Genomic DNA, 18,325 nt, shown 5'->3' on the forward strand with positions numbered 1-18,325 from the left:
TTTTAAATTTTATACCCAAATAAATAAAATTTAAATAAAAAAGCTGCCCATCGGCAGCCTTTTGATTTTATTCTACAGTTACTGATTTTGCTAAATTTCTAGGTTTGTCTACATCATTGCCAAGTAATACTGAAGTGTAATAAGCAATTAATTGTTCTGGTATGACTGCAAGAAGTGGTGTCAATAAATCAATAGTTTTTGGAATTTCTATCATTTCATCTGAAGAATCTTTTACAAACTCATTGCCTTCTTCTGCAATGGAGATAACTTTTGCTCCACGTGCAATAAGTTCTTGGTTGTTAGACACAGTCTTGTCGAGAATCTTACTATAAAGGGCAACTGATATAACAGGTGTACCTTCTTCTATTAGGGCAATAGAACCGTGTTTAAGCTCGCCAGAAGGGAAGGCTTCTGTATGGATATAAGAAATTTCCTTTAATTTTAGGGCACCTTCTTTTGCTGTAATGTAATCAAGAGATCTACCAGTGTAGAAAATTGATTTAGCACCCTTAATTGAGTCTGCAATTTCTTTAAATTCTTCCTTGTGTTTTAAGATTTCTTCAATTTGTGATGGAAGTTTTTCCATATTTTCTATTATTTCTTTAACTTCAGCTTGAGAAATTTTATTTAACTTAAGGGCAATATCCATTGCCAAGAAGTAAAGTGAAATAACTTGTGTTGTGTAAGCCTTAGTTGAGGCAACAGAAATTTCTGGTCCTGCATAGCAGTAGATAACCTTGTCTGCTTCTCTAGAGATTGAAGAGCCAACAACATTTGTTACAGCTAGAGTTTTTGCACCGATCTTTTTAGCTTCTCTAAGAGCAGCTAGGGTATCAGCAGTTTCTCCTGATTGAGATACAAAGATAACAAGAGATCTGTCATCTAAAAACATATTCTTGTATCTAAATTCTGAAGCAATTTCTGAAATTACAGGAATACCTGCAAGATTTTCAATTGCATACTTGCCAGCTTCACCTGCGTGGAAGGCAGTTCCACAAGCAGTTACATAAATTTTGTCAATATTTTTTAATTCATCAAGGGATAGACTTCCTTCAGCGGGAAGATTTATTTTATAATCCTTGTGTTTAATTGAAATAACTTCTTTAAGGATAGAAGGTTGTTCGTGAATTTCCTTAATAAGGAAGTGGTCGTAGCCTTCTTTTGATGCATCTGATGCAGAAATTTCAACTTCTGTAATTTCTCTTTCAACTTTTTTGTGGTTTTTGTCATAGATTGTGTAAGAATCTTCTCTCATGTCAACTACATCACCGTCTTCAAGATAAATTATCTTATTAGTATGTTCGATTACAGATGTAATATCACTTGCTATGAAGTAACCATCTTCACAGATAGCGAAGAGAAGAGGAGAAGAATTTCTAACAGCAACAAGTCTATTAGGTTCATTTTCATCAATGATTCCAAGACTGTAAGCTCCCTTTAAGATATCAGTTGATTTAAAAACAGCTTCTAAGATGTCTCCATCATACTCTTCTGAGATTAGGTTAGGAATAACTTCTGTATCAGTTTGTGAAAGAAATTCATGTCCCTTTTCTATTAACATCTTTCTAAGTTCTAGATAGTTTTCAACAATTCCGTTGTGAACAACAGATACCTTTTTGTCACTACTTAAGTGGGGGTGGGCGTTAATTTCATTTGGCTCACCGTGAGTTGCCCATCTTGTGTGACCAATACAAACATTTGATGGGTACTTATCAAGGTCAAAGGATTCTTCAAGAGCCTTAATGCGACCCTTCTTCTTAAAAGTTACTAATTTATCATTATTTAAAAAAGAAAGTCCTGCAGAGTCGTAACCCCTGTATTCTAATTTTTTAAGACCTTCCAGTACTAGTTTCGTTGCATTATTTTTTCCAATATATCCAACTATTCCGCACATATTTCTACCTCCAATTTTTTAGAGACTCACTACATTTATTTTGTTATAAAATTACTTTTATTTTTTGTAAAATGTTTAGGCTGTGAAACCTTTGAGGCATCCGCCGATAATCGATAACCTCATACCTCGTCAGCCACTAGGGCTCAGGCGCTTCAAAAATTTTTGTCTCTTTCAGTAAATTTTACCATAAGGGTTATTTAAAGTAAACTTATTAAGCTTGTGACGCTTATAAGACCAAGGTTGAGCTAAGAATTATGTTAAAATAAATTTGGAGGTAAGAATGAAAATTTTTTGTAAAGAATATGAAGTCATGGATTTCTTATCAAGTCAAAGTGAATTAAAACTTAATCACCTCGTGAGTTACTTAATAGAAACTTCAAATTACCAGTCAATTGATCTTGGCTTAGAAAATGAAAAGTTATTGGACATGGGTTACACTTGGATGATTTATAAGTGGAAGATAAAAGTAAAAAGATACCCAAGAAGTCACGAGAAAATAAAAATTAAAACTTGGGCAAGTGGTTTTAGAAATATAAATGCCTTTCGTGAGTTTGAAATTTATTGTGGAGGAGAAAAAATTCTTGAAGCTTCAGCAATATTTTTGTTAATTGATCTTGAAAATAGGAAGCCCATTAAGATTCCTGAAGAAATTGCAGAAGTATATGGGTCTAATGACAATAGGATTTTCAAAAGGATAAAGAGGATTAACGAGCCAGAGGATTTTGAGAGATTAGATAGATTTTCTTATAAAATTTTAAATCGTGACTTGGACTTTAACGACCATGTAAATAATTCTGTATATCTTGAATTGATTTATGAAGCTATGGACAAAGACTTGTCACACATAAAATTTAAGGAAATAAGTGTGAATTATATTAATGAATTAAAATTAGGTGATGAGATAATAATTGATTCTTACAAGGAAGAGGATAGGTTTTATTTCTTCTTCAAAAGCAAAGATCAAGGTCAAATTTATGCAAGGATTTGTGCCCTCTCACAAAGCTCCAATTAGTTGAAAAATATATTTTCAAATGTTAACATAACAATAGAAAAGACAACACTAGAAAGAAATTACGGAGGAAATAATGGATAAAGATAAAATATTAGCAGAAGTAAATGGTAAAAAAATTACAGGAGTGGACTACAATCTTTTTATTGATTCACTTAACCCACAACTAAAACAATATTTTGGTGGAGATGAATTAAATAAGGATGTTGTAAATGAATTAGTTTACCAAGCTCTTTTATATGAAGATGCAATGGAAAAAGGCATGGACAAGGAAGATGAATTCCTTCAAGTTGTAGAAAAAACTAAGGAAAGCATGCTAAAGACTTATGCCCTAGGTAAGCTTCTTGCTACTGCTGAAGTTAAGGACGAAGACGTAAAAAAATTCTACGAAGAAAACAAGGATGCCTTCAAACAACCTGAATCAGCTGATGCTTCTCACATCCTAGTGGAAGAAGAAGACAAGGCAAGAGAAATTTATGAAAAAATCCAAAAAGGCGAAGACTTTGAAGAACTAGCTAAAGAATTTTCAACTTGCCCATCAAAGGAAAAGGGTGGAAACCTTGGAACTTTCACTAAGGGACAAATGGTAAAAGAATTTGAAGATGCAGTTTTTGAAAACGAAGTTGGAACTATTACAGAACCTGTTAAGACTCAATTTGGTTATCACATTATTAAAATCAACGAAAAGAACGATGCAAAGGAACTTGCTTTTGACGAAGTAAAAGACAAAATTGTGGAACAAGTTAGAAGACAAAAAGAACAAGAACTTTACAACGAAAAGATCACAGAATTAAAAGATAAATACGAAGTGAAAATGAACATCTAGGTGAATTATGAAACTTGAGCTTTTTAATTACATCGATGATGTAATGGATCTTTTTGATTACCATAAAATTGAACTTGCTGGAGTTAATAAAGAGCTTAAAAAGTATTTTACTGAACTATTAATAGATGATGATAGACTTACCAATATCACAACAAGGATGAAAACTCAGGAATCCTTACGTGAAAAACTCATTAGGAGAAATTTTTTCATGAGGTTTCCTGATCCTGTTAGTGGATTTAATTACATTCAAGATTTAGTTGGCATTAGAATTGAGTGTCGTTTTATCAAGGACGAGGAGGACCTTTATAAAAAAATTATTAAGGACTTCACTATAAAATCAGACAGGGGTTATTATAGGTCTAATAAAAACAGGAAGATTAGACTTAAGTTAGATGACCCCCAACCTCAAACTCTTGCAAATGGTTTCACAATGTTTAAGTTAGATGGGGAGTATGACACAGGGTCTTACATCTACCGTTTTGAACTTCAGATAAAGTCTTTTGTAAATGTATTTTGGGGAGAAATTGACCACAAGCTACTTTACAAAAATTATAACTATATAATCACAGAAGGATTCTTTAGGGAAATTATGAATTCCATTAATGATAACCTAAAGATGATTGACAAGCAGCTTATGATACTTTACGACCATGTAAAGAAACAGGACGCTTCAGAGACAATTTCTGCAGAGTCTCAACTAAAGAAACTTTTGTCAAAGATTCTTCATGATGTTTTCACTACAAAAATTCATGAAGAGTTGGGAATATATTTAAACATAAAAATTATAACAGATGTAGTTGTAGATTTTCTATTTATGAAGTCCTCTAGGAATAAAGACCTAAGTTATGGAGAAAATTTCATAAATTTAATTAACAAGGTGAACTCTGTCTCTGGAAATGAAATGGACTTTGAAGAATACATTGTATTTAAGAATAAGCCAAGATATTATGACAACTTTTCTAAGGGACTAATAGAAGTTTTTAGCAAGGTGTTGAACAGTGATCTTGATTGGAATATTTTCTTTAAAATTTTACAGAGATTGTTACAAGAATCCTACAGCGATATATTAACTGAATTTATTATTTTTGTTAGATATGAGTACACTTGTGAACTAAGAAAACTTTGCGAAGACAAGGAACTTTCAAAAGAGAAGTCTCAAGAATTTGAAAAGGAAGTTTTATCTATGGTTTTAGAGGAGTTTAAAAAGACGCCTTCTCTTGAATTTTTAATGGATAAATCTCTAAATAAGTATAGGAATGTACTTTGTGAAATGGAAAAGTCCGAAACTAAATCAAGGAGCAGAATGCTTAAAATATTTAAAGATAATTATACTTTTTAAACTGTAAATCTAAATGTTTCTTATGTATAATAGACCTAGGAGGTTTAAATGAAAGACAAAGATACCTTATTAGAGAACAGAACATTTTATTATTTTGATAAATTGACAAAAATTCCAAGATGTTCCTTTGAAGAAGAAAAAATAAGAGATTATTTAATTTCTTTTGCAAAAGATCATGGTTTGGAATATAGAACTGATACTATTGGAAACGTTGTAATAATTAAGGAAGCAACAAAGGGCTATGAAGATGTGGACAGCATAATCTTACAAGGCCACATGGACATGGTTTGTGAAAAAACTCCAGAATGTACAATTGATTTTTCAAAAGATCCAATAAAATACGAGATAGATGGAGACTTAATTATTGCTCGTGAGACAACACTTGGTGCTGACAATGGTATTGCTGTTGCAATGACACTTGCTGTATTAGAGTCAGATGAATATAAGCATCCAAAGATTGAAGCACTTTTCACTGTCAATGAAGAAAGTGGAATGACTGGTGCAGGAAATCTTGAAAAGGGAATGGTTACATCTAAGAGACTTTTAAACATTGACTCTGAAACTGAGGGAGTTGGATGTATCTCTTGTGCAGGAGCAGAAAGAGATCTTATAAAACTTAAAAAAGATTTTAAAGATGTAGATAAAGATAAAACTTTCTATGAAGTTATAGTCAATGGATTAAAAGGCGGACACTCTGGACAAGAAATCCAAGTTGGACTTGGAAATGCAGTTAAACTTTTAGGTAGGAGCCTTTACAGTCTCTTCAAAAAAGTTGATGCAGACCTAATTGAAATAGAAGGTGGAGCAAAGCCTAATGCTATTCCTAGGTATGCAAGAGCTCTTGTGGCAGTAAATAATGAAGACATAAAAGAAATTCAAGACCTAATAGTTGAACTCAATGCCCAATTTGTGGGTGAACTTGGAAAAGTTGATCCTGATGTTAGACTTAACTTTGAAAAGTCAAAGGAAACATGTGACAAGGCCTTTACAGATGATTTAAAAGACAGAATTGTTAATCTTCTAAACCTTTTACCAAATGGTGTTATTGCAATGATCAAGAATATCGAAGGCTTAGTAGAAACATCTGTAAACGTTGGGGTAATTGAAAATCATGAAGATGAAGTTCATATTATTTCAAATATAAGATCTTCTGTATCTTCTGCTAAGGAATATATTGGAAGTGTAAATAAAATTGCTGCAAAAACTTTTGGAGCAGAAGTAGAAATTATAACAAAATATCCTGCATGGGAATATAAAGAACATTCACCACTTAGAGAAGTAGCTAAAGAAGCTTACAAAGAAGTAAGTGGAAAGGAATTTAAGCTTGAAGCAATTCACGCTGGACTTGAATGTGGAATTTTTGTTGAAACAATTGGAGACATCGATATGCTTTCTATTGGACCAAATATGAAGGGAGTTCACGCACCAGGCGAACACCTTTCTATTTCATCAACTGAAAGAGTATTTGATTTCTTAATAAAGATATTAGAAAAATTAAAATAAATTTGGAGGAAATATGAATAACGAAGAAAAAAACCTACACCAACACGACGAAGACTGTGGATGCGACTGTGGTTGTGAACATGATCACGATTATGAAGAAGGCTATCAAACTATCACTCTTACATTAGAAGACGATAGTGAAATGGTATGTATAGTTATTGGAATCTTTGAATGTGAAGATCAAGAATACATTGCTCTTCTTCCTGAAAATGAAGAAGATGGAGAAGATGTATTTATCTACAAGTACAAGGAAATCAACGAAGAAGAAGTTGAACTTGATACTATTGAAACTGAAGAAGAGTTTGAAAAAGTTTCAAAGACTTTCGAAGAAATTTTTGCTGACGAAGAGGAAGAATAATTTTCTATATGGCATATAGAAAATACTCAGACTTTTTAAAAGACAAGTTTGGTGAAAAAGTATATAAGCTTCCAGTCAAACTTGATTTAACTTGTCCCAATAGGGACGGGACTTGTGGTAGAGGTGGATGTATTTTTTGTGGTGAAGAAGGTGGATCTTTCGAAAATAGTGAAGGAAGTGTCCAAGAACAACTTCTAAAAAATATGGACCACATAAGAAAGAAATACAAGGCTAAAAAATTTATAGCTTATTTTCAAAATTTCACCAACACCTACATGCCCTTTGAAGACTTTAAGAGAGTAATTGAGGAGTCACTTATTGAAGATGTTGTTGGGGTTAGTATATCTACTAGGCCCGACTATCTTCCTACGAGGCACCTTGACTATTTAGAAGAACTTAATAAGAATTACTTTGTAACTCTTGAAATTGGTCTTCAAACTGCAAACTATCATAGCTTGGAGATTTTAAATAGGGGACATGGTCTTGCTGAATTTATTGATGCAGCCATTAAACTTAAAAGTAGAAATTTAAATATTTGTACCCACATGATTATTGGTCTCCCTTGGGATGACGATTTAGATATTGTGGAAGGTGCAAAGATATTAAATGCCCTTGGAGTTGATGAAGTGAAGCTTCACGCTCTTTATATCTTAAAAGGCACAGCTCTTGGCAAGATGTATGAAGAGGGAGAAATAACTCCTATTCCTTTAGAAGACTACAAGAAAAAAGTTATACTCTTTTTAAGAAATCTTAAAGATGATATAATAGTTGAAAGAATAATTGGAAGAGCACCTTATGAAGATTCTCTCTTCTGCAATTGGAATACTTCCTGGTGGAAAATTAGAGACGACATTGTTAATGAGATGCAAGAAAACGGATACACCCAAGGTGATCTAGTGAAAGGAGAATTACTATGATAAAGTATATTTTAGGAAGCAAAGGCTCTGGAAAAACAAGATGGTTAATTGACAACGCCAATGAAGATATGAAACAAGGCGATGGAAATATAGCTTTTGTAGAAGTTGATGACGACCACATTTTTAGTCTTGATTATAATGTAAGACTTATCAATGCTACTGAATACAGATTAAATTCAATTGACAGCTTCTACGGTTTTATCTGTGGACTTCTTGCAATGGATTATGACTTACACAAGATTTATGTTGATGGAATTTATAAGGTTCTTAAACTTAATGTTGAAGACTTAGAACACCTTTACAACAAGGTTGCTAAAATTCCTGATGCTGCAAATAAAGAAATTTTTATTAACGTTGATTATTTAAAAGAAGACATGCCTGAATCTTTAAAGGATAAATGTCTAGAAGTTACTGGTAAATAAGGTGTTATAAGTGGATAGAAAAACAATGGTTAGAATTATTGCGATTCTCCTAGTTATTGCTATGGTAATCCCAATAGTTCTTAGTGTGATTTAATGGTGCTCCGTGGAGTTTAGGAAAAAAAGAGGAGTATTTGAAGATTTTTTGGAACACAGGTCTTATCTCATAGGCCAATATACTAATGGAGATCTTACAAAAAAAGAATTTTTGCAAAAAAACTTTGATTATTTTGCCTTAAGAAATGCAAGACCTTATATAAAGGTGGACTCTTATGAAAAGGGAATGTTTAATTACCAATACTACAATGTAATGGCCAAGTACTACAGGTCTCTTTCTAAGGAAGTTAGAAATACAAAAAAACATTCAAAATACTACAATTATTATTTAAACTTAACAAATAAATACTACGAACTTAAGGATAAGTCTGTCTTAAATATTTTAAAGATACAAGACTTTAGGAACACTAAGGCCTATTATATTAAGTGTCAATCCAAGGCTCTTAGAAATGAGCTATACGAAATAGTATTGGAAGACAAAAAAGAAGCGATCTTTCACTCAAAGGCCGATTGGCTTCTAAAGGTTCTTCAAGAAGAAAATATTTTTGACGACAAGATGAAGACATCCATTATAGATCACTATATAAATGAAAAATATTATTAAATCAAAAGACTGAAAAAGAATTTTCTCTTTCAGTCTTTTTTGTTTGTCTAAAATTTTAAAATTTAATTATTTGATTTATTAAAAAAATGCCAACTAAAAATAGTTGGCATATAAGATAAATTTTATTTTGCTTCTCGTCTTATTTCAATTAAGAAAGATTCCATAATTCTTGTTAAATCTTCTTCTTTACACTGGATATCAAGGGTATACATATTGCCTGTTCCAGTGTAATCAAAATGATCTTTTAATTTTTCAAAGACTTTCTTGAGGTCAAAGTTTAGGTTTTGTGACCTAAGTATTAAGATTTTTGATTTTGGTCCATTCTTTAAGCCATAAATTTGTATAAAGTTATCTTCTTTTAGGATGTAGTTTGAAATCTCACGTAATTCCTTTAGGTTTACATCTTGAAGTAGTTTATAAATATAATTTAAGCCAGAAAATTCTGTAGAGAAGTTTTTAAAACTTTCTACTGCTTGATAGAAAAGTATAGATTTTTCTTCTTCATCTTTTTTCTTTAATTCAAGTAGAGAATGTTCTTTTTTATTTTGGGAAATTGACTTATTTTCTTCTTTATCCTTGTCAATTGAAGTTTTTTCTTTATTAGAAGTCTTAAACTTATTTAAGTCCTTAAAGGCTTCAAGCTTATATTTATCGTGGAAAAACTTTGCATCATACTTTTCTTCATTTTTATTTTGAGAATTCGATTTGTTCTCTTCTTTATCCTTGTCACTTGCGGATTGTTCTTTGTTAGACTTATTAAACTTGTTTAAGTCCTTAAAGGCTTCAAGCTTATATTTATCGTGGAAAAATTTTGCATCATACTTTTCTTCATTTTTATTTTGAGAATTCGATTTGTTTTCTTCTTTATCCTTGTCACTTGAAGATTGTTCTTTGTTAGACTTATTAAACTTGTTTAAGTCCTTAAAGGCTTCAAGCTTATATTTTTCATGGAAAAATTTTGCATCATATTTTTCTTTTTTGTTTAGAATTTTTGATTCTTTATTTTGTAAAATTTCTTCATTATTTGTGACTTTATTTTTATTTTCAAATCCTATCTCTTGATTCTTATCTTTAGAATCTTTAACTTCCATAGGTGAAGAATTTTTTTGGTCATTTGATTTTATCTTGGAATCTTCAGAAAGATTTGAAGATTTTTCGTTCTTCTCTTCTTCTTTGTCTATTTCGAAATCCTTATTAAGGCTTCTTGATGAAGAAATATTAGATCTTAATTTTTTAACATCAGAGAAGACTGAGTTAATGCTGTCGCTATTGAGATACATCTTCATATTATCTAGGATGTTTAAAGAATTACGAGCCAGCTTATAGGCATTTTCTCCTGATGTAATTGTAAGTCTAATCACTGAATTTAACTTTTCAACAGAAGAAATTAAAATCATTCCAATTTCCCCGGTCCTAGTTAAAGCTGGTCCTTCATAGGGAATGTCCGCAAGTCTTTCAATGGATATGTGGTCATCAAAATTTTCGATGGCAAGATTAGAAAAGACTGCATAGTTTGCAAGAGACTCAATATTTTTTGCTGTCATGAACTTAAAGTCTTTTGCGGATACGTCGATGTAGGATGAAGAGTTTTCAACCTTGTAGTTAATAATTTCTATGTTAGTGTTTGTAACAAGAAAATGTCTAACTAGGGCGTTGCCAAGATTTTCCTGCATAAGAAGGAGCCTGTTTTTCCAGCCAATTTCAACTTCAACATTTTTAGTATCCTCATCAATCCTAAAATAGGACTTGTTGCCTGATAGAAATTCTGCTTCTTCTCCATTTATTATTATTTGGTCAGCTACAACTCTCTCATTTCCCACAAAGAAAGGAGGGTTTTCAAGCTTTCCATAAGTAATGCCGTCTCGATTTATTTTATTAATTATTTCTAATTTATATTTTGTTTTGTAAGGGTTTTTGTAAATTGAATTCATAATTACCTCCTCTAATATATTATCATATTTCATGGTCCATAAGATAAAAAAGATATATAATGAAAAGGGGTGCCTATGTATTTATTCGTTGGAGCTATGGCTGGGATTATACTTTCCATTTACATAAAATCCTATATTCTTGTAGGAATAATTTTATTAATATGCACTGTCTATATTTTGCCTATAAAAAATAGATATAATTTTTTATACCTGCCTCTTGTGGCCCTCTTAGTATTTATAAATTTTAACGCAAGAGATTATAAACTCAATTCTTTTGATGGAGACATAGTGGGTAAGGTGGTTCTCTCAAATGAAAATAAGTCTGTCATTAAAACAGATTTTATTAAAGGAAAAAAATTTAAGACTAAGTTACTAGTTTATAAAAAATTAGATAGGGGTGGATCCTATAAAATTCGTGGCAAGTTTTATCCACCCCTTTCTGACATGAATAAGGGAACTTTTAACTACGAGATGAACAACAAGGCCCAAGGAATTTATCTACTTGGGAAAATTAGTGGATATGAAAAAATTTCCGAACCAATGGGAATTTATAAAATCTCAAATCTATTTATTGATAGGGCAAAATATTTTTTCAACAAAAACTTAAATGAAAGGAATGCAGGCTTGCTCGCTTCTTTAATTTTAGCTGATAAGTCCCTTGTTGATTCAATGGATAGGGACAGGTTTGATTCTCTTGGCATGAATCACATCTTGGCTGTGTCTGGACTTCACATTGGAGTCTTGGCACTATTTTTGGAATTTATAATAAAAAAGATAAGTAAAAATAAAAAGTTTACAGACTTAGCCCTGGTAATAATTCTATTCTTATACATAATGGCAATTGGTTTTCCGATTTCTGCAGTTCGTGCCTTCTTGTTTTATATTTTATACAAGGGAAACACCTATCTCGAAAAGGACATAGACAATAGGGATATTTTCTTCTTAAGTCTTTCTATAATACTTTTTATAAATCCCATGGCGATTTATTCTATTTCACTTCTATTGTCTTATGGAGCAATCTTTGGTTTGATATTTATCTATCCGCACTTAATTGAAAGAGTTTCTAGTAAGAGCCTTGTCAACAAGTCTATCATAGGGGCCTTGTCAGTATTAATTTCTGTTTTTCCTTTAGTGAATTATTATTTTTCAGGTTTTTCACTTTTAGTTTTTGCTGCCAACTTATTTATTGTTCCAATTTATTCTATTATTATTTCCCTTGGATTTATTATGGGTCTAGGAATTTTTCCAAGCTTAATAGGAAACTTCCTAGATATACTAATGAATGCTACTTACGGACTTGAAAGTTTATTAATCTCAAAGGGATCAATATTTTTAATATTAAAAGCCTTTAAGTTTGAATATATTTTTGTATATTATATCTTACTTATTTTTATAATGAATAGGCGTAGACTCAATGAAATCATTAGGCCAAATTTAAAATTAATAAAAATTTACATGACGATTTCTTTTATAGTGATGGGTATTGGGATTTATAAAGACCTTATGACTTTTGAGATAAGTCAGCTTTACGTTGATCAAGGGGACTGTACACTAATTTCTTATAGGGGAAAGACTTATTTAATTGACACAGGCGGAGCAAGGTTTGAGAATAAGATCGCAGAGAAATATTTATTTCCTAACCTGAAACTAAGGGGAGTTTCTACTATTGATGGAATCTTTATTTCTCATTTTGATGAGGACCATGCTGGTAATTTAAATAAAACCTTAAAAAACTATAGGGTTAAGAATGTTTTTGTAAATCATCTCCCAAAAGATAAAAGTATTTTAGAAAATGCCGAGAAGTATTCAAATATTATTCAATTATCTAAGAGAGACAGGGTTAAACTTTTTAAAGACACAAGCATGGAAGTTTTATTGGACAATAAAGACAGGTCAGATGAGAATGACAAGTCCATGGTCCTATTCCTAAACCACAAGGGCTTCAAGACTTTATTTACTGGAGATATTTCAGCAGAAGTTGAAAGTCAAGTTGATAGAGAGATTAATCTATTAAAAGTTGCCCACCATGGATCTAAGACTTCAACAAGTGAAGAATTTTTAGAAAAAACAAAACCCGTATTTGCCATGATTTCAGCAGGTTATGAAAATTCTTATGGACATCCTCACAAGGAGGTTCTGAAGAATTTGGAAAAACATGGTATCATATATTATGTCACTTCAAAAGATGGTGAAACTGATTTTAAAATTTTTGGAGATAAGCTTCAAATTGATATTCATAACAAGGAAGAGGATTATAAAACTTATTTACTTTTAATTATTTTAAAGACAGGTTTATTATATATTTTTGCGAGGAAAAATTATGAACTACAAGAAAATTTACAGAGATAAAGATCATTCAGGGGCCTATTTATTTTATGGAAAAGAAAAATATTTAATAGAGAATGCCGTTGGCTATTTAATAAATAAATATGTAAAGGGGACTGAGGCCTTTAACTACACTAAGTTTAAGGGAAGTGAGGTCAAGCCAGAAGATATTATTTCTGCCTGCGAGACTTATCCTGTTATGAATGACAAGAAATTAGTCCTTGTTCGAGATGTGGTAGACTTTCTAGGTGAAAATGACTTAAAAGATTCTTTTTATGATTTTTTAGATGACCTATCTGACTTTGTAATTCTAATTTTTTGGGACACTGGAAGTTTAAAAAAGACTACAAAGTTTTATAAATTTTTTAAGAAAAAAGATAGGGACATGGACTTTGCAAAATTAAGCCCAGCAGACTTAAATAACTTTATAAAGGGATACTTTATAAGGAAGGGCAAGGAGATTGGGCCTAGTGAACTTGCACTTTTTATCTCAGAAAGTGGCTATAATTCTAAAAATGAAGATGTGAGTTTATTAGATTTAAAGACAGAAATGGATAAAATTGCAGCCCATGCCAAAGACAAAAAAATTTTGCGAGAAGACATATCAAGCTCAATAACAGAAAATATTGATACAAATATTTTTAAATTCTTAGACGCCATGATGGGAAGAAGAAGTGAGGAGGCCTTAAAGGAACTTCACAACCTCTATAAACTGGGAGAGCCTTCTCTTAGAATTTTCACAATGATAATTAGACAGGTAAAAAACTTTTTGTCCTATAAAATTTTATCCACTAAAAACATCAGTCAGGCTGATATTATGAATAAGATGGAAGTAAAAAAATATGAATTTGGAAAAATAAGATCCTTTGAAAAGAACTTTACAAAAGAATTTTTAATTGATTTTTATGAAGAACTTATAAAGTCTGATGAGCTCTTCAAGACATCGTCAATTGATGAAAAACTAATTATGGAGACATTAATAATTAAATATTGCAATAAATTTTAATTTTATAGGACTTAATTAAAAAACCTTGCAATGAAATAAAATTCATGGTAAAATAGCAAAAGCGTTAAATATTGGAGGTGAAATAATGGCAAATATTAAATCAGCTATCAAAAGAATTGATATTGCAAAAAGAAACTCTGAACACAATAAACCAATTAGAACAGAAATGAAAACTGCAGTTAAAAACTTTAGAACAGCTCTTGACGAAGACAGAATTGACGATGCAAAGGAACTTCTTATCGTTGCAGACAGAAAACTAAAGAGAGCTGCTAACAAAAATATAATTCACAAAAAACAAGCTTCCAGAAAGCTAAGTCGACTAGCTAAGGAACTTAACAGCAAGATCGCTGGCTAAGAGAAATTTTCCCGGGAAAGTTTCTCTTTTTTATTTAAGTTTGACAAATAAAAGTGAATAAAAAAGAGAATAAAAGAAGAGGTAGATTAAATAGTCTACCTCTTTTTGTGTGCAAATTTATTTAAAAAAGTCTAACTCCACTTGATTTGAAAGGTCGCGCCCCTTTTCTGTTAGTTTTAGATTATTTTCATCTAATATAATTAAATTTGATTTCAAGTTCTTTTCTACTTCTCTTTCATAAGTTTCTAAAAATTTTTTATTAAATTTTACATTGAATTCATCTAAGTCCACACCCGAGTTGAGTCTTAGACCCATCATTATAAATTCATTCATCCTATCAGTTTTACTTAAATTTTCAGAAAAGACTATAGGATTTTTATTTTTATCAAGGGCCTCATAGTAATCTTTGAAGTCATAAAAATTTGTGTATCTCAAGTTTCCAATATTTGATGAAGCAGAAAATCCAAAGGAAATATAGTCTCTTAATTTCCAATAAGCCATGTTGTGGCGACACTCATAGCCTTCTTTTGCAAAATTAGATATCTCATACTGATTCAGGCCTATTTTTTCGAGTTCATCAACTACATAGTGATACATCTTCCTGTCTTCAACTTCATTGGGGAAGGCAAGAGGAGACTTCTCATGGTCCCTATAAAGTTTAGTCCCTTCTTCTAAAATAAGTGAATAATATGAAATGTGTGGAAGTTTTAATTTTTCTACTTCTCTTATAGACTCTTCTATGTCAGAAAACTTTTGACCAGGTAGGGCAAGCATTAAATCCAAATTTATATTTTCGAAGCCTGCTGACCTTGCATTTTCTATGGCCCTATAAATATCATCTTTTTTGTGAATTCTTCCAATTCTTTTTAGGATTTCTTCATTAAAGGACTGGGCGCCTATTGAGATCCTATTTATACCAGAAGAAAAATAGGATTGGGCCTTCTCTCTTGTGAGAGAATTTGGGTTTGACTCAATTGTAACTTCGCTGTCTTTTGAAAATTCAAAGGCAGACAAGTCTTCCATAATTTCTTTTATAAATTTAGGGTCTACAGAAGAGGGAGTTCCTCCTCCAATAAAGACAGTATCAATTACCTTGTCTCTTAAAAAGTCTTCTTGTAACTTTATCTCCTTGCGCAAGTATTTAAAATATTTCTCTACATTAGAAGATTCAGCTAAAAGAGAAGAGCAGAAGTCACAATAGTGACATCTACTCTCACAAAAGGGTATATGAATATAAATTGAAATTTTATTTGTCTTCATCGTATTTTAATACAGATAAGAAGGCATCTTGCGGAATTTCTACGCTACCCACAGTACGCATTCTCTTCTTTCCTTCCTTTTGTTTTTCAAGAAGCTTTCTCTTTCTTGAAATGTCTCCACCATAACATTTTGCAAGTACGTCCTTTCTAAGGGCGCGAATTGTCTCTCTTGCAATAATTTTGTTTCCAATTGCTGCCTGGATAGGAACTGCAAATTGGTGTCTAGGTATTACATCCTTTAATTTTTCACAAACATTTCTTGCACGAGTGTAGGCAGAAGATTCGTGAACAATTAGGGAGAAGGCGTCAACAAGTTCTTCATTTATTAAAATATCAAGCTTAACAAGATCAGATACTTCGTAGCCAATAAGTTCGTAGTCATAGGATGCATAACCACGTGTCTTTGACTTAAGGGCATCAAAGAAGTCATAAATTACTTCGTTGAGTGGCATGTGGTAGGTGATAAGGGCCCTAGTTTCTTCTAGGTATTGCATATCCTTAAAGACACCACGCCTGTTTTGGCAAAGTTCCATAACTTGTCCAACATAATCAGTTGGAGTCATAATCTCTGCCTTAACAATTGGTTCTTCCATGTACTCAATTTCAGTTGGATCTGGAAGGTTTGATGGGTTTTGAATAGAAATCATTTCTCCATCTTTTTTCATTACATTGTAGATAACAGATGGAGCAGTAGTGACAATATTTAAGTCAAACTCTCTCTCAAGTCTTTCTTGAATAATTTCCATGTGAAGAAGACCCAAGAAGCCGCACCTAAAACCAAAGCCAAGGGCTACAGATGTTTCAGCCTCAAAGTCTAGGGCTGCATCATTTACTTGAAGCTTTTCAAGGGCTTCACGAACGTTGTTGTATTCTTCGCCTTCGCCAGGGTAGACACCACAGAAGACCATTGGTACAACTTTTTTGTAGCCAGGCATTGGTTCTGGGGTCCTATTGTTCTTAAGGGTAATTGTGTCCCCAACCCTTGCATCCTTAACGTTTTTAATGGAAGCAGTTATGTAACCAACTTCTCCAGCACTTAAAGTATCAAGAGGGATGTGTCCGTTAGAAGTAACACCAACTTCAACAACTTCAAAAGACTTGCCTGTTGCCATCATAGTTATTTCATCTCCAGGCTTAACTGATCCATCAATAACTCTTACGTGACAGATTACTCCCTTGTAAGAATCGTAGAAGGAGTCAAATATAAGAGCTTTAAGTGGTGCATTGTGATCCCCACTTGGTGCCGGAACCTTATCTATAATAGCATGGAGGACATCGTCAATGCCAATTCCTTCTTTTGCAGAGATAAGTGGAATACCTTCAGTGTCTATTCCTATAATATCCTCAATTTCTTCTTTTATTTCATCTGGCCTAGCACTTGGTAGGTCAATCTTATTTATCACTGGCACAAGTTCAAGGTCTTGGTCAATGGCAAGATAAACATTGGCAAGAGTTTGTGCTTCAACACCTTGTGCAGCATCAACAACGACTATGGCACCTTCATAAGCTGCGAGGGAACGTGAAACTTCATAGTTAAAGTCTACGTGTCCTGGAGTATCAATAAGGTTTAGGATGTATTCTTGTCCATCTCTGTCGTCCTTATAGATTAGTCTAACTGCCTTTAATTTAATTGTAATTCCTCTTTCACGCTCAAGATCCATGGAGTCAAGAACTTGCTGTTCCATTTCTCTCTTTGTAAGCATGCCTGTTGATTCAATTAGTCTGTCGGCAAGAGTTGATTTTCCATGGTCAATGTGTGCGATTATTGAAAAATTTCTTATATTTTTTTGATTTCTCAAATTTTTTACCTCCGATTTCTTGGGGATTTTATATTTTAAATTTTTCCTCTATTATTAAGAGGTAAAATCCTATAAACTGCGGCTGACTTTATTCTTTTCTTTTCAATTGGTCCAAAGTATCTTGAGTCAATGCTCATACCAGGAAGTCTGTTGTCTCCCATTACGAAGTACTCATCATCTTTTAGTGTAAAACTTTCTACATCGGACTCAGTGTAATCAGTAGAAGTGTAAGCTTCTTCTAAAACTTTTCCGTTTAATATAACCTGACCATCTTTAAATGCTATTGTGTCCCCAGGCTTTCCTATTAATCTCTTAATATAGTTTCTATTGTCGTTAGGTGCATCTATGACCACAATTTCTCCGCGAGGTAGGTCGGTGTATCTCTTGTAGGAAAGGCAGATTAATTTATCCCTTTCATTTAAAGTAGGGTGCATAGACTCTCCATTAACTACAGCTATATTAAAAATAAAAGTTCTCACAAAAAGTGCAATTAAAACTGCAGCTACAATTGTAACAACAAAAGATAGGGTTTCATTCTTTTTCAATGTAATCATCTCCAATTTCTAATTTTATCATAAATAAGTCTAATATTGGATAACTATTTATACGTTATAAGGTATATGTAAATAAGATTTGGAAGTTAGTTTACAAGTTTTTAAATAATAAAAAGATAAATTATTCAAAGAAAGTCAAAATTAGTCAAAATAATTTTTAAAAATCCTTG

16 protein-coding genes are annotated in these 18,325 nt (G+C 32.1%); 11 read left to right on the forward strand and 5 right to left on the reverse strand.

The genetic code is table 11. The features are described 5' to 3' along the window. Window positions 1–67 precede the first annotated feature (67 nt). Window positions 68–1,894 (reverse strand): glutamine--fructose-6-phosphate transaminase (isomerizing), encoded by a 1,827-nt coding sequence (gene glmS, locus DRZ96_RS07005; protein ID WP_112890110.1) that lies wholly within the window; start codon window positions 1,892–1,894, stop codon window positions 68–70. 280 nt (window positions 1,895–2,174) lie between these two features. On the opposite strand from glmS, the gene DRZ96_RS07010 reads away from it, so the two are divergent. The 8 genes from DRZ96_RS07010 (at window position 2,175) to DRZ96_RS07045 (ending at window position 8,926) form a co-directional block, all read left to right on the forward strand. Further along, a complete protein-coding gene (locus tag DRZ96_RS07010) occupies window positions 2,175–2,906 on the forward strand; it encodes an acyl-[acyl-carrier-protein] thioesterase (RefSeq protein WP_112890111.1) in 732 nt (243 codons plus the stop codon). Between the two features lie 73 nt (window positions 2,907–2,979). Further along, window positions 2,980–3,729 (forward strand): peptidylprolyl isomerase, encoded by a 750-nt coding sequence (locus tag DRZ96_RS07015; RefSeq protein WP_112890112.1) that lies wholly within the window; start codon window positions 2,980–2,982, stop codon window positions 3,727–3,729. A gap of 7 nt (window positions 3,730–3,736) precedes the next feature. Further along, complete coding sequence (locus DRZ96_RS07020; protein ID WP_112890113.1) at window positions 3,737–5,068, forward strand: GTP pyrophosphokinase; 1,332 nt, start codon at window positions 3,737–3,739, stop codon at window positions 5,066–5,068. 48 nt (window positions 5,069–5,116) lie between these two features. After that, window positions 5,117–6,571 (forward strand): aminoacyl-histidine dipeptidase, encoded by a 1,455-nt coding sequence (locus DRZ96_RS07025; protein ID WP_112890114.1) that lies wholly within the window; start codon window positions 5,117–5,119, stop codon window positions 6,569–6,571. Window positions 6,572–6,584: 13 nt separating this feature from the next. Further along, entirely contained in the window at window positions 6,585–6,929 is a 345-nt protein-coding gene (locus tag DRZ96_RS07030; protein WP_112890115.1) for a DUF1292 domain-containing protein, read from the forward strand. Window positions 6,930–6,937: 8 nt separating this feature from the next. After that, the gene (locus tag DRZ96_RS07035; protein ID WP_112890116.1) at window positions 6,938–7,846 is read left to right on the forward strand and encodes a TIGR01212 family radical SAM protein; all 909 of its coding nucleotides are present in this window, start codon (window positions 6,938–6,940) and stop codon (window positions 7,844–7,846) included. After that, window positions 7,843–8,268 carry a hypothetical protein gene (locus tag DRZ96_RS07040; protein WP_070700962.1) on the forward strand — a complete coding sequence of 142 codons (426 nt, stop codon included), beginning with the start codon at window positions 7,843–7,845 and terminating at the stop codon, window positions 8,266–8,268. The genes DRZ96_RS07035 and DRZ96_RS07040 overlap by 4 nt, the downstream gene beginning before the upstream one ends. A gap of 103 nt (window positions 8,269–8,371) precedes the next feature. Next, window positions 8,372–8,926, forward strand: a complete 555-nt coding sequence (locus DRZ96_RS07045) for a DUF6648 family protein (RefSeq protein ID WP_070700964.1) — start codon at window positions 8,372–8,374, stop codon at window positions 8,924–8,926. Between the two features lie 122 nt (window positions 8,927–9,048). Here the strand turns inward: DRZ96_RS07045 and DRZ96_RS07050 are convergent, their stop codons facing one another. Further along, the gene (locus tag DRZ96_RS07050; RefSeq protein WP_112890117.1) at window positions 9,049–10,857 is read right to left on the reverse strand and encodes an alanyl-tRNS synthetase; all 1,809 of its coding nucleotides are present in this window, start codon (window positions 10,855–10,857) and stop codon (window positions 9,049–9,051) included. Between the two features lie 75 nt (window positions 10,858–10,932). On the opposite strand from DRZ96_RS07050, the gene DRZ96_RS07055 reads away from it, so the two are divergent. From DRZ96_RS07055 to rpsT, 3 genes are all read left to right on the forward strand, one after another. Beyond that, a complete protein-coding gene (locus tag DRZ96_RS07055) occupies window positions 10,933–13,206 on the forward strand; it encodes a DNA internalization-related competence protein ComEC/Rec2 (RefSeq protein ID WP_112890118.1) in 2,274 nt (757 codons plus the stop codon). After that, window positions 13,178–14,188 carry a DNA polymerase III subunit delta gene (holA, locus tag DRZ96_RS07060; RefSeq protein ID WP_112890119.1) on the forward strand — a complete coding sequence of 337 codons (1,011 nt, stop codon included), beginning with the start codon at window positions 13,178–13,180 and terminating at the stop codon, window positions 14,186–14,188. Before DRZ96_RS07055 ends, holA begins: the two co-directional genes overlap by 29 nt. Window positions 14,189–14,273: 85 nt before the next feature. Continuing rightward, window positions 14,274–14,543, forward strand: coding sequence for a 30S ribosomal protein S20 (rpsT, locus tag DRZ96_RS07065; protein ID WP_112890120.1), 270 nt, complete (start codon window positions 14,274–14,276; stop codon window positions 14,541–14,543). 117 nt (window positions 14,544–14,660) lie between these two features. Here rpsT and hemW read toward each other — a convergent pair whose 3' ends face one another. The 3 genes from hemW to lepB are packed head-to-tail and all read right to left on the reverse strand — an operon-like array spanning window position 14,661 to window position 18,155. After that, entirely contained in the window at window positions 14,661–15,803 is a 1,143-nt protein-coding gene (gene hemW / locus DRZ96_RS07070) for a radical SAM family heme chaperone HemW (protein WP_112890121.1), read from the reverse strand. Next, window positions 15,790–17,601, reverse strand: coding sequence for a translation elongation factor 4 (gene lepA, locus DRZ96_RS07075; RefSeq protein ID WP_112890122.1), 1,812 nt, complete (start codon window positions 17,599–17,601; stop codon window positions 15,790–15,792). Before lepA ends, hemW begins: the two co-directional genes overlap by 14 nt. 35 nt (window positions 17,602–17,636) lie before the next feature. Then, window positions 17,637–18,155, reverse strand: coding sequence for a signal peptidase I (lepB, locus tag DRZ96_RS07080; RefSeq protein ID WP_236587177.1), 519 nt, complete (start codon window positions 18,153–18,155; stop codon window positions 17,637–17,639). Window positions 18,156–18,325 lie beyond the last annotated feature (170 nt).

The organism is Peptoniphilus harei (assembly GCF_900454685.1).
Taxonomy (GTDB): Bacteria; Bacillota; Clostridia; order Tissierellales; family Peptoniphilaceae; genus Peptoniphilus_A; species Peptoniphilus_A harei.

Bases quoted from the DNA above. Each gene is read 5' to 3' on its own strand.
- glmS (WP_112890110.1), bottom strand. From the start codon at position 1,894: ATGTGCGGAATAGTTGGATATATTGGAAAAAATAATGCAACGAAACTA.
- DRZ96_RS07010 (WP_112890111.1), top strand. From the start codon at position 2,175: ATGAAAATTTTTTGTAAAGAATATGAAGTCATGGATTTCTTATCAAGT.
- DRZ96_RS07015 (WP_112890112.1), top strand. From the start codon at position 2,980: ATGGATAAAGATAAAATATTAGCAGAAGTAAATGGTAAAAAAATTACA.
- DRZ96_RS07020 (WP_112890113.1), top strand. From the start codon at position 3,737: ATGAAACTTGAGCTTTTTAATTACATCGATGATGTAATGGATCTTTTT.
- DRZ96_RS07025 (WP_112890114.1), top strand. From the start codon at position 5,117: ATGAAAGACAAAGATACCTTATTAGAGAACAGAACATTTTATTATTTT.
- DRZ96_RS07030 (WP_112890115.1), top strand. From the start codon at position 6,585: ATGAATAACGAAGAAAAAAACCTACACCAACACGACGAAGACTGTGGA.
- DRZ96_RS07035 (WP_112890116.1), top strand. From the start codon at position 6,938: ATGGCATATAGAAAATACTCAGACTTTTTAAAAGACAAGTTTGGTGAA.
- DRZ96_RS07040 (WP_070700962.1), top strand. From the start codon at position 7,843: ATGATAAAGTATATTTTAGGAAGCAAAGGCTCTGGAAAAACAAGATGG.
- DRZ96_RS07050 (WP_112890117.1), bottom strand. From the start codon at position 10,857: ATGAATTCAATTTACAAAAACCCTTACAAAACAAAATATAAATTAGAA.
- DRZ96_RS07055 (WP_112890118.1), top strand. From the start codon at position 10,933: ATGTATTTATTCGTTGGAGCTATGGCTGGGATTATACTTTCCATTTAC.
- holA (WP_112890119.1), top strand. From the start codon at position 13,178: ATGAACTACAAGAAAATTTACAGAGATAAAGATCATTCAGGGGCCTAT.
- rpsT (WP_112890120.1), top strand. From the start codon at position 14,274: ATGGCAAATATTAAATCAGCTATCAAAAGAATTGATATTGCAAAAAGA.
- hemW (WP_112890121.1), bottom strand. From the start codon at position 15,803: ATGAAGACAAATAAAATTTCAATTTATATTCATATACCCTTTTGTGAG.
- lepB (WP_236587177.1), bottom strand. From the start codon at position 18,155: ATGATTACATTGAAAAAGAATGAAACCCTATCTTTTGTTGTTACAATT.